This is a genomic window from Indolivaga alginatilytica (assembly GCF_003201355.1).
Lineage (GTDB): Bacteria > Bacteroidota > Bacteroidia > Bacteroidales > Dysgonomonadaceae > Dysgonomonas_A > Dysgonomonas_A alginatilytica.
Window position 1 is genome coordinate 44,696 of sequence record NZ_QICL01000023.1, and the last position, 12,857, is coordinate 57,552.

The following is a 12,857-nucleotide window of genomic DNA, read 5'->3' on the forward strand; positions in this document are numbered from 1 at the left end:
GTACAACATATCACGCTTATAAGTGTTTATCTAAAAACAATCCATGTAATCAAGAAAATAAAAAAGCATGATTGTGCCGAACTAAATTTTATTACATTTACACTCTCATTAGTACGATCAAAGAATTCATGAAGAAAATTGATTTTCAAGAACTTACCAGCAAAACGAAAGATATTCTTTCATCCACAAAAGACAAACTGAAAAAATGGGCAACAAATTACAAAGCCTATTACAAAAAATCGCGATGGTATAAAAGAATCGCTATTCTTTTAGCGACATTTATTGCAGCCCTTTTCGGTTTTTTATTTTTAGTGGATATCAACTTCCTATGGCTGTTTGGTAAATCGCCCGGACTATCAGAAGTAAATGCTCCGATACAAAATGTAGCCTCAGAACTATACAGTTCGGATGGTAAAATACTTGGAAAATATTTCAGAGAGAACAGAACTCCTGTGAAATTCGAAGAGATATCTCCCATTTTGAGAGAATCTTTAATTTCAACAGAGGATGAACGTTTTTATCGACACTTCGGTATTGACGTACAAGGCTTATTTGCTGCTGTAAAAGACATGTTCAAAGGCAATGCCCGAGGAGCAAGTACCATTACCCAACAGTTGGCCAAGAATATGTTCAAAGTGAGATCGCAATACTCCACCGGATTGTTGGGATATATACCGGGAGTAAAGATGATAATCATGAAATCCAAAGAATGGATTTTAGCAGTAAAACTCGAAGCTTTTTATAGTAAGGACGAGATACTTACCATGTATTTCAACACCGTTGATTTCGGAAGTAATACATACGGTATAAAAACTGCGAGTAAAAGTTATTTCAACACTACACCGCAAGACATTACCATAGAACAAGCAGCCACCTTAGTAGGTTTATTGAAAGCAACTACCACATACAATCCTCGTATCAATCCCGAGAATAGTATGGAACGCAGGAATGTAGTACTTAGCAATCTTTTGAAGAAAGACTATATCACCAAAGCCGAATTCGATTCGTTGAAGCAAATTCCTATTATTCTGGCAAATAATACAGAAGCAAACGCCAATGGAATGGCTCTTTACTTCAAAGACGCTGTTGCCAGCTTCTTGAGTGATTGGTGTAAAGAAAATGATATAGACTTATATGGTGACGGGCTAAAAATATATACTACTGTTGATTATCAGATGCAGCAATATGCAGAAGAAGCGGTAGATAAACAAATGCGTATTATACAACGCAACTTCAACAGTCATTGGGGAAACGAAAACCCATGGCAGGATGAGAATCACAAAGAGATTCCTAACTTCATTGAAAATATAGCCAAGAAGACTCCTGCTTATAAAGACCTGAAACGTAAGTTCCCTGATCAACCCGATTCTATTGATTATTATTTAAATAAGCCTCATCGCCTCAAAGTATTCGATTATGATACAGGCACACGAGATACTACTATCAGTATAATGGACTCTATCCGTTATATGGAACATTTCATGCACACAGGCTTTGTGGCTATGGAGCCTCAAACGGGCTTTGTGAAAGCATGGGTAGGTGATATTAATTTCGGATCGTGGAAATATGATAAAGTGACTTCCGAACGTCAGCCGGGCTCTACATTCAAATTATTTGTATATGCAGCCGCATTTAATAATGGGCTTTCGCCATGTGATACTCGTATAGATCAATATACAGATTGGGACGTTATAGACAAAGGCAAACCTACCAAATGGGTTCCTCGTAATGCTGATGCAACCTATACAGGCGATACAATGTACTTGAAAGCTGCCTTTGCCCGATCTATAAATACAATAGCGGTACAACTTGCCAAAGAAGTAGGAATAGATGCGGTTATTAAAACTGCTCATACAATGGGAATAAAAACTCCATTGAACGAAACTCCATCGGTATCATTAGGTGCGTCGGATGTATCACTTCTGGAACTTGTCAACTCCTATTGTACTGTTATCAATGACGGTATGACACATGATCCTGTATTGATTACCCGCATAGAAGACAGAAACGGAAAAGTTATATACAATTACAACCCTAAACAAACGCAAGCAATTCCTTACGAAACAGCATTCTTAATGACAGAAATGCTAAGATCGGGACTTTCGGAGCCGGGAGGAACATCACAAGCTTTATGGGGATATAACCTCTTTAACTTCGACACCGATTTTGGAGGTAAAACAGGAACATCTTCCAACCATTCCGATGCTTGGTTTGTAGGAGTAACACCCAAGTTAGTGGGTGGTGCATGGGTAGGCGGCGAACACCGAAGCATCCATTTCAGAACGGGAGCGTTAGGGCAAGGCAGTAGAACAGCTCTTCCCATATTTGGCTATTTCATGGAAAAAGTACTTGCCGATAAAAGCTTGGCAACTTACCGAGGTCAATTTCCAAAACCTAAACAGCCGATAAGCCGCAATTATCAGTGTCAAACTCCTAAGCGAATAGAAGTAGATTCGACTGCGGTTGATAGTCTAGCCATAGAGGGCGTAGATATTGATAATCTGATACTACCCGTAGAAGAGTAAATCAAAAATCTAGATAAAACAAAAAAAGGTAGAGCACTTAGAGCTCTACCTTTTTTTATTTATAGCAATGAATAATTATTGATTATTCTTCAACCATTCCTGACGACGCTGATCTGGTAATTGAGTCACTTTAAAGTTTTCAAATTTTGCATTGAAACCATCACCATCGGGGCTTGCAGCCATCAAACCAACCATCACAGGGATATTATCTTGAAACGGTGCATTACGTATCATAATATAGTTCTTATCATCCAATGAATAGAAAAACTCCACAGCATCGAGTCTTCTTACCGCTTTAATCCAAACAAACGAAGGTGTCTTCTCTAATTGAAGAACACTCCAATCACTTTTCTTATCGGTAACCACAGCACTTATATTGAATTTATTGTCTACAAATTCAACACCTGCTTTAATCCATCTCTCACTGTCGATACGAAGCATTAAGCCCATCTGATCGAATCGGGTTTTATAATTTCCCGTAATTTTCACTTTCACCTCAAATTCTCCACCATACGTTGCATAATAAAACGGAGCATCGTCTACCGTAAACCCATAATGCGAAACTCTCCAGTAATCCGATTTGGGGGTTACCTGCATATTGAGAGTATTATTTTTAACCTCCCATTTCTCAGGCTCATTAAACCACTGCATCTTTTCTAAACTTTGAGCCAAAACCGATTGCCCTGCTAATGCGACTAAGCATCCTAAAAGTGCGATTTTCTTTTTCATCTTTTATTTATTAAGTAACGTTTCATTTTTAATGCGATATTTTATCAGTATAACTATCTCTGGTTGTTATGCCTGCCAAAGCAATAAAAAGGTCTGTGACCTTACTATGTTTATTTATTATACTTTTCTATATCCGATATTATATGATATTGACAATCCACATTCTATAATCCGTTGAGCTATTGCTCCTATATTTTTCTTTGGCAAACGCCCGGCAGGACCTGATGTCCAGATACAAGCAATAGCATTCTTTGTTTCATCCCAAATAGGAGCTGCAATACAATGCACACCTTCTACAGTTTCATTGATGTCTGCTGCATACCCTTTCCTCTTAATATCATCAAGTTCCTTCCTAAAAAGCTCTTTATCAGTAATAGTGAATTCATTTATTGCTTCGAGCTGCAAATTATCCAGCATCTCTTTTTGCCTGTCTCTGTCTAAAAAAGCCAATATTACTTTACCGGGAGCTGTTGAATAGAGGTTAAACTTCATTCCTTGCTTCAATGTAAATACAAAATCCAATGATCCTGTTATTTGCTCCAACAGGACAACTTCATCATCAATCAAAGTACCTATCATTACCGACTCACCCACTTCGTCACGTAAAAGCTTCATATATTCTTTGGAACGTTCAATAATATTACTGCTGTTGAAAGCAGTCACCCCAAGAGTCAATAATTTTCGGGACAAGAAATAACGTGAGCTATCCATTTCTCTACCTAAATAGCCTATTTCTTGCAGATTAGACACAATCTTATAAAGTGATGACTTTGGGTACTGTAATTGTGTGACAATTTCCTGCAAAGTCAATCCATACGGATTCTTTGATAATAATTCCAGTACTTCGAATGACTTTGTAATCATTGAAATTTGCTTTTCCTCTTCACTCATAAAATAGATTTTTCATGTTTCTATATGTGGACAATACTTCATTTTATTCACATATAGAAATCAAGTTCTCATACAGAAACAAATATAATATTAATTTTATATTTGTCAAATCAACACGAAGTATTTAAATAAACTTTCAGATATAGAATACAACAAAAAAAGATGCAAACATCTAATATAGATCATTTTGCATCTTGCATTTATTTTAAAATACTCTTAGAAGTATTTTTTATCCTACAACATTTATTTTGCTTCTGCCGTTAGCCGATTTTATAACCTGCACACGGGTAGTAATCCGTTCTGTCATTTCTGCAACGTGAGAAATAACACCAATCTTTCGCCCTTGTGTTTGTAAGTTTTCCAAAGCATCCATAGCAATACTCAACGTATCAATATCTAATGAACCAAAGCCTTCATCAATGAATAAAGATTCGATCTTCATCCGATTAGACGACAAAGAGGATAAACCCAATGCCAACGATAAAGATATTAAGAATGATTCACCTCCCGAAAGAGAATGTACTGTACGAATTTCGCCCAACATATCATTGTCCACCACCTGCAAAGCCAAAGTATCGGGGATACGTTGCAACTTATACCGCTTGCTCAATTCCTCCAAATGTTTATTGGCATATACCAGCAGAATATCTAAAGTATACCCTTGTGCAATGGCTTTAAATTTACCTCCATCAGCAGAACCGAGTAAAACATTCAGCTTTTTCCAGTTCTCACAAAGGGCAGATTTTTCATTCAGCTCTTTCTCGAAAGCTTTTATACGCTCTTTTCCCGTATTATGGGCAGCAAATGCGACTTCAATCTCCGTAAGGCGTTTATTTATTGCAACTGATTTATTTTCAATCTCAGATAATTGTAGATTTAGAATTTCTTTATTTTGCCCCTCTTCGGGTTTATTTTCTTCTTCGCCATGCTTAATTTGCCTCGAACTCCTTTCTTTAAGAGTAGCATTAAGAGCCAGTTCTTGATTCTTAAGATCAGACAAAAATGTCTTTTCCTGAGTAATCCACTCTCTTGATTTAGCCATCAAATCATTCAAAATTTCAGATGTAATTTGATAATCATTGTGATTAAGCCAATCCTGCACCGATTCTTGCAAACTTAAAACCTGTTCCGATTCCGTGTTTATTTCACCTTTTATTTGTGATATAAATCCACCAATCTGAGCATTATCCGATTCGAGCTTGTCTTTTTGTTTTCTGAGTTCTTCGTAATTTAAAGAGAATTGTTTTTGTAATGTTTCGAAGAGTGTTTCCACTTTTTCTACACTTTTACCTTCTAAAAGTTGATTTCGCTCTTTTATCAATTCTTCTTGAAGGGAAGTAGCTTTTTTGAAGAGTTCTTCTCTTCGATTAAATTCTTCGACAATAGTTGCCAGATTTTTATTTTCGGATTCTAATTTTAAGGTAGTAGACTCTATATATTTAGTTCCTTTATCCAGACGTTCTTTACTTTGATTCCATTGATTAGCTATCTCCGAAAGTTCAGATTGAAGTGTATCTAATTTCATCTTCCAATCCGGAATATGTTGCAAAAACCCCTCCAATTTAGAAACTGCCTCATCATATTGAGACCTGTAATTCTTGATTAAAGTTTCTAATTGAGTTATTTCTTTTTGTATTGCTTCCACTTGTTCCTTATCTGCTGTGATGGCTTCCGAAAGTAGCTTCTTAGCTTGTTCCAATTCTTTCTCCTGAAGATTTCCTTCACTTTCAGAATCTGCATTCTGTATCGGATGGTGAACACTTCCACAGACAGGACAAGGCATGTTATCCTCCAATTTTAGGCGCAAAGCCAAAATCTCACTGGGCAAAAGACCATTTAGCCTTTCGTATTCTTTTTCCGATTTTTCAAGCTTTTCTTTTCGGGTTTTTAGTATGGATAGGTTCGTTTCTAAACTATTGGCTGCTTTTACAGATTGCGACTGCGATATCTGTGCATCATTCAAAAGATTCACAATCAAATCTATTCGAGGAACAATTTCTTTATATGAATCGTGCTTCTCGAACCACTCGTTGAGCGTATTCAATATTTGCTCGCCTGTTTTCAGATCCTTCTGAAAAGCCTGAATATACTGTTCCGATTGCTTTTTCAATTCTGATTGGGTAGCAAATTCTTTCTGTGCCTCAATTTCTTTTTCTTTTCCCGATTGGATTCTAATATCTAACTCCTTCGCTTTTGCTATATCGGGCTTAGCCAATGTATATTTCTGCTCGTGTTCATCTAAAGCTATTTTAGAAGTGGTCAGATTTTGTTCAGCTTGCTTCAATTGATCGGAAATAACAGCCTGCTCTTTTTCTCTTTCAAAAAGATTCGACTTTTGCAAAACTAAATGCTTCTGCTTATTCGAAAGTTCAATATATGTATCTCTGATTTCCTGAGATAAATCAATCTTGGAAATATATTCATAACGAGGCTTAGCTTCGTCGATAAGGCTATGCACTTTGTTCAATTCATTCTCTGCTTGAAGTACCTCTTGCCTTATCTGTTCATCCAGCTTAATCCACGCCAGCTTTTTATCAATATCGGACGAGTGGCTTTTTAATGGGAGCAACTCTTTATCAAGTATTATTTTCTCCTGAATTAAAGTTTCCAATTCTTCATCAGTTAATAGACGTACATCTTTGATACGCTCATTCAGTAGATTAAGAGCCTGTTCGGCTTCTTTTGTCCGTTGATAAATCTGAGATGATATTTTAGAATAGATTTCCGTTCCTGTCAATTTCTCTAAAAGTTCAGCCTTATCGCTTTGTTTGGCTTTCAGAAAAGTGGCAAAATCTCCCTGCGCCAATAAAACGGCACGGGTAAACTGATCGAAACTCAGTCCGATAAGTTCTACTATTTTCGATAAAATTTCTGTTTTTGTCCCTTGTTCCTCCACACCAGTAGACAAATTTTCCAGTCTCACTTCTGTTTTTTGCAAAGCCCCGTCAGCTCGCCCACGGGCACGACGTACCATCCAGCGCGAACGATACTTATCGCCACTTAGAGCCAGAAAGTCAACTTCGGCATAGCCTTCTATCGTTCCTCTCCGCAAAATATTACGGCTGTCTTTTTGATTGATAGTATTGTCCTGAACATCTTTAATCTGAATATTTTCGCCTGCATTATTGGTACGTGGCGTATCGTCAAAAAGGGATAGACAAAGGGCATCCAGAATGGTTGATTTTCCTGCTCCCGTACTTCCTGTTATTGCAAATATCCCTGCCGATTTAAGAGGATCGGATGCAAAGTCGATCTCGAATTCACCTTCCAGTGATGCAAGATTCTTGCCTCTTATAGCTAATATCTTCATGGTTGTACCTCCCTTATTACCGATTGCAGAAGTTTTGCCATTTCTTCGGGCATCTCATTATCATATCTACTGCGAAAAACCTCTTGTGCCATCTCTAAAGGATTAACAGCCTGTAATTCTTCATAAGTCATTATCTGGCTTTCCCGTTCTCGTCGGGTTGTGATTGCAGCAATACGAGTCAATCGAACAGATTTCCCTTTCAATGCTTCTTCTATTTGATGCCGCATGGATGGTTCCGGTTCTGTAATCGACACTTTTATTTCGAGATAAGGCGATTGTAATGTTATTTCACCATCGGGAAGAAGTTCCAATTCTTCTAATACCTCCGATAAAGGTTTAGGTTCTTTAGGTAAACTTAGTAGTTTGACAGGAGGTATAAACTCTATTCTTTCTATATTTTCAAGTTTTCCGTTATTCAATTCTAACAGATTAACTCCTTGTTTGTAATTCTTTTCAGCAAATGACATGGGTAATGGGCTTCCTGCATAACGTACATTCTCACGACCCGAAACCCGTTGAGCTTTATGCAAATGTCCTAAAGCGGTATAAACAATATCCTGCTTATCAAAAACTTCGGGCGAGATACATTCAAGTCCCCCTATAATAGTTCGTTCCGATCGGTCATTATCAGATAACTCCGAACCTGTGGCTTGTAAATGCCCCATAGCAATGACTGGCTGAGTGGATTCTTTAACCTTTAGCAATTCGTCATAAAGTGCAGTGTACATGGCTGCGACTCCTTTACTGTAAGTTTCCGACGACGGATAATCTCCCTGTCGCAAGTAAGGCACGGCAATACACCAAGCCTCTGTTACACCGTTTTTCTTTAATGGAACTAACAGATTATTATAATCTATTCCGCCTTCGGGTGTTTGCTTTACAATTCCTTTAATGGACACATTCATCTCTTCCAATAAAGGGCTGGGGGCTTCGAGTCGTCCTGCCGAGTCATGATTTCCCGCCACAATCACAATTTGCAACTGAGGATTTGCCAATGAAACCTGATGCAAAAATTTGTAATATATTTTTTGTGATTCAGCCGAAGGGTTAGGGCTATCGAATACATCACCCGATACCAAAAGCACATCTGCCAGAGTTTCCTGAACCTGATCTTTGAGCCAGTTTAGAAAAAAGATATGCTCTTCTTTGCGGTCATAACCGAAGAAGTTTTGTCCTATATGCCAATCTGCCGTATGGAGAAGTCTCATTGTTTTATTTTTTGTGTAATTGCTTTGGTGGAGAGGTGAACTTATCTGCTCGCCAATATTGGGCAGACACATAGGTCTGCCCCTACGAATTACTTCTTACAAATTTAGCAAAATTACTTCCAAACCATTATTTATTTTGCTTCTCAAATTCTTTAGGGGTCATACCATATTGAGTCTGAAATAATTTAATAAAATAAGACGGAGAATTAATACCCACCAGATAGCAAATCTCATTTATTCGGTATTTACCTTCTTGTATCAATTCGGCAGCTTTTTGGAGACGCACGAACCGAATAAAATCGGTAGGAGTAGAATCCATTGTACTTTTTATCTTCCGATGCAGACTCGATCGGCTCATATAAATTAAATCGGCTAACCGTTCGACATTGAAATTAGGATCGATTATATTTTCATTGATTATATCAATAATCTTATTCAAAAAATGCTCATCGGCTTTACTCATTCCCGTTTGTTGAATAGGTAAAAACGGTTTGCGTAAGAACAATTCGATCTCTCGTTTCCTATTATTCAACAACGAAGTCAGCAATGTTTGCAGGTAATGAAACGAAAATGGTTTTTCGACATACGCATCTGCACCCAACTCAAGCCCTTGTATTTTGCTCGGAAGATCGTTACGGGCAGTTAACAAGACAACAATTATATGGCTATATTCGATTTCAGATTTTATAAAACGGCACAATTCAAACCCATCCATTTGTGGCATCATTACATCCGTTATCACAATATCAATACTTTTCAGACTTAATATTTTCTGAGCCTCTACACCATTGGTTGCACGCTCCACGATAAATTTATCTCTCAATTTATCGGCAATAAAATTGAGCATCTCCATATTATCTTCTACAATAAGTATGGTTTTTGTGTTCTTTATTTCATGAAATTGTCTGCCATTATCATATTCAAGTGGAATAAGACTTGCTTCGCTGTCAGTCTCCTCTATGTCAAAATCAATATCGTGATAAAGTGGTATTTTAAGGGTAAATGTGTTTAATCCTGATTGCGAACTATAGAATAAATAACCACTGTGAAGCTCTGCCAATGAGCGAGCTAAAGACAGTCCAATACCCGAACCCGATGTTTCTCTTCGGGCAGTTTTTACCTGAAAGAAAGGTTCAAATATCCGTTCTCTTAAATCATCGGGAACTATCGTTCCATCATTACTTACTTCGAGCGTAAAATATTTATCATCGGTGCTGAAACGAATATCTATCTCTTTATCTGAATACTTAATTGCATTCGAAAACAGATTACTGAATATCTTGGACAATCCTTCCTTATCGGCTATTACAATTATATGCTCATCATTGGGCGAATATATATTGATCGTCCTTTTCAAAGACAAGGCTTGTTGTTCGAATCGGGCGATAATATCTTTACATAAGAGTGCTATATCAACTTCCCGAAAAGTTAACAAAAACTTATTACTGTCTACTTTTCTAAAATCAAGCAGTTGATTTATCAATGCTAACAAATGCTTGGTGTTTTGTTCTATAATACTAAGATTATGCCTTAAGTCGTTATTTTGGATATCCATCTCGAGAATAGACTCCAATGGACCATTAATCAGAGTTACCGGTGTGCGTATCTCATGGGCAATGTCTGTAAAGAAATCAACTTTAGCTTCATATAATTCTTTTTCTTTCTCTATTTCGAAGAGTCTTTGCCTCTCGTTATGTCGTTTTTTATATTTTGACATCGAGAAACGTAACACAATATAAGACAAAAAAATAAAGAGAATAAGATAGATAAGATAAGCAATATTCGAAGTCCACCAAGGAGGTAGAATTTCTATTTCGATAGATGCTCCCACCTCATTCCACACCCCATCATTATTTGTACCTTTTACCATAAAAGTATATTTACCCGGAGGTAGCTTGGCATAAGTTGCACTTCGATTCTTTGTGGTATAGCTCCAATCCTTGTCTATATCCTCCATTTTATAGGCATATACATTGGCATGAGGAGCAGTATAACTGAGAGAAACAAAATCGAAGCTGATATTCGACTGATTATAATCTAATACTATCTTATCGGTATGCACTATACTTTTAACCAAAGGAGAACCTTCCATACCCGGTTCAACTTCTTTATTAAAGATAGATAGTCTGGTAATATATACAGGAGGAATAAACTTATTTTCCTTAAATTCGTCGGGCTTAAAAGCTATCAATCCCTCCAAACTACCAAAATAAAGTTTACCCGAGCTACTTACCAGTCCCGATTTATAATTAAACTGATTGGACAATAACCCATCGTTCTGAGTAAATACTTTTACAGCTTTTGATTCGGGATTAAATCTTACTAATCCTTGATTAGTACCAAACCATAGATTATAATATTTATCTTCTAAGATTTTATAAGCAATATCATCGGGAAGCCCGTCTTTGATCGAATAGGTCTTAAACTGTTTGTCTTTTTTATTAAAAACACAAATTCCTCCCCTATCAGTCGAAAACCAAATTTGCCCTAAATGATCCTCGGTTATACTGCTTACCGAATTTGAACTTAAATCATATTCTCCACCTGTAACATAATGATTTAGCACACTTTGTTCCTGATCGTATTGATATACACCATTCCCCATAGTTGCCACCCAGATATAGCCTTCGGAATCTTCCAATAAATCATAGATGTAATTCAGTCCGAATATATCCATCCGCTTGAATTTCATTTCGTTTTTATTGGCTACAAATACTCCCCAAGCATTACCCATCCATATTTTACCATACCTGTCTTCACAAAGAGCATAAATACTCTCTTCATTCAAACCCATATCTTTATCAGAAAAATGATTCACTTTATTTTGAGTATAATCAATAATGTCCAATCCATGTTTGAAATATCCCACCCAAACTTTCGAGTTTTGGACAAGCAAAGCCAATGTCTTTTTATAAAAAAGATTGTCAATCGTTTTAAATTTACGCAGATTAGGATCAAACAAGGTAACACCGGCATCCTCAGTGCCAATCCATATATTACCATTAGAATCCTCACGCATTTCACGAACTCTCTTAGATATTAAAGAATTGGATTCACTTAGAGGAAAGTACTTCTCGAATTTATTATTGCGGTTGGGCAAATAATTAACTCCTCCGAAGTTTGTACCGATCCAGATACCACCTTCTTTATCTTTATATATTTTCTCTACGATATTATCGGATAATGAATGAGCATTTAAAGCTTCTTCTTTAGCATGTTCTACCGTTCGTGTTTTTTCATTTAAAACATACAAACCCGATTGTGTACCAACCCATATTTCATCATCATTCAGAATAGTTACATGCCTGATTATTTTATAATTCACCTCGGGAAAAGGTAAATCCATCACAATATTCTTTCGTTTATCTAGTTTTACCAATTTTCCTTCATGTATGCCTGTAATTAAATAGTCACCATAATGGCATATGGTATATATATTCTTACCAAGTAATGATTCCCCACCTTCTTTATCTCCCAGATACTGTGCAAAAGAGTCATTCTCTTTATTATATAAAAAAAGCCCCGAGCCATTAGTGCCAATCCATACACGACCATTCTTTTCAATGGCAATACATTGAGGATTACTTTCGCTAGGTTTCAGTTCCTTAACTACAGTATATAAAAACAGTTTATGGGATGTTCGGTCGTATTTAAATACCCCCTGATTGGGAACAACAATCCAGATATTATTATCCATATCTTTTTGAATATCCCCAATCCATTGGGTTATGCCTACTCCTTGCGAAGTTTTAGCCTCAAATGAGGTGAATTTCTCCGTGATTGGATCAAATATAAAGATTCCGTTATCAGTCCCTACCCACATTTTACGGTCGGCATCTTCAAATAAAGAGGAGATATTATTATTTCTCTTCTTAGTCACAGGATCATTACAATCAAATACCTTCAGGTTTATTCCGTCATAACGGTTCAACTTATTACGGGTTCCAAACCACATAAAACCGTAACTATCCTGTAAGATCGATTTTACATTATTATGCGACAGATTAATTTCGCCATCGATAATGGAAAAATAATAATCGGAGGATATAACGTTTATAGGGAAGTATACTAAAAAAAACAGAAATATAAATATGCGATTCATTTTGAAACTATGGTGTGAAATAGGTTATAGCAAATATAGGAAATGTTTAAGTTACAATTGTCGCAATAAATACAACATATGTCTCACACGAA

Annotated in this window: 6 protein-coding genes; 1 reads left to right on the plus strand and 5 read right to left on the minus strand. The window is 36.7% G+C overall.

From position 1 onward, the window contains the following. The first annotated feature begins 128 nt into the window (after positions 1-128). The gene (locus tag CLV62_RS15635) at positions 129-2,525 is read left to right on the plus strand and encodes a transglycosylase domain-containing protein (protein WP_110311714.1); all 2,397 of its coding nucleotides are present in this window, start codon (positions 129-131) and stop codon (positions 2,523-2,525) included. 75 nt (positions 2,526-2,600) lie between these two features. Here CLV62_RS15635 and CLV62_RS15640 read toward each other — a convergent pair whose 3' ends face one another. The 5 genes from CLV62_RS15640 to CLV62_RS15660 all read right to left on the minus strand — a co-directional run bounded on the left by CLV62_RS15640 (position 2,601) and on the right by CLV62_RS15660 (position 12,765). Beyond that, on the minus strand, positions 2,601-3,254 hold the full coding sequence (locus CLV62_RS15640; protein ID WP_110311715.1) for a DUF1349 domain-containing protein: 654 nt from the start codon (positions 3,252-3,254) through the stop codon (positions 2,601-2,603). A gap of 117 nt (positions 3,255-3,371) precedes the next feature. Beyond that, positions 3,372-4,145: an IclR family transcriptional regulator gene (locus CLV62_RS15645; RefSeq protein WP_110311716.1), complete on the minus strand. Its 774-nt coding sequence runs from the start codon at positions 4,143-4,145 to the stop codon at positions 3,372-3,374. Positions 4,146-4,374: 229 nt separating this feature from the next. Beyond that, positions 4,375-7,455, minus strand: coding sequence for an AAA family ATPase (locus CLV62_RS15650; RefSeq protein WP_110311717.1), 3,081 nt, complete (start codon positions 7,453-7,455; stop codon positions 4,375-4,377). After that, positions 7,452-8,663: an exonuclease SbcCD subunit D gene (locus CLV62_RS15655; RefSeq protein ID WP_110311727.1), complete on the minus strand. Its 1,212-nt coding sequence runs from the start codon at positions 8,661-8,663 to the stop codon at positions 7,452-7,454. Before CLV62_RS15655 ends, CLV62_RS15650 begins: the two co-directional genes overlap by 4 nt. Before the next feature lie 127 nt (positions 8,664-8,790). After that, positions 8,791-12,765: a hybrid sensor histidine kinase/response regulator transcription factor gene (locus CLV62_RS15660; protein ID WP_110311718.1), complete on the minus strand. Its 3,975-nt coding sequence runs from the start codon at positions 12,763-12,765 to the stop codon at positions 8,791-8,793. Between the last annotated feature and the right edge of the window lie 92 nt (positions 12,766-12,857).

Bases quoted from the DNA above. Each gene is read 5' to 3' on its own strand.
- CLV62_RS15635 (WP_110311714.1), top strand. From the start codon at position 129: ATGAAGAAAATTGATTTTCAAGAACTTACCAGCAAAACGAAAGATATT.
- CLV62_RS15640 (WP_110311715.1), bottom strand. From the start codon at position 3,254: ATGAAAAAGAAAATCGCACTTTTAGGATGCTTAGTCGCATTAGCAGGG.
- CLV62_RS15645 (WP_110311716.1), bottom strand. From the start codon at position 4,145: ATGAGTGAAGAGGAAAAGCAAATTTCAATGATTACAAAGTCATTCGAA.
- CLV62_RS15650 (WP_110311717.1), bottom strand. From the start codon at position 7,455: ATGAAGATATTAGCTATAAGAGGCAAGAATCTTGCATCACTGGAAGGT.
- CLV62_RS15655 (WP_110311727.1), bottom strand. From the start codon at position 8,663: ATGAGACTTCTCCATACGGCAGATTGGCATATAGGACAAAACTTCTTC.
- CLV62_RS15660 (WP_110311718.1), bottom strand. From the start codon at position 12,765: ATGAATCGCATATTTATATTTCTGTTTTTTTTAGTATACTTCCCTATA.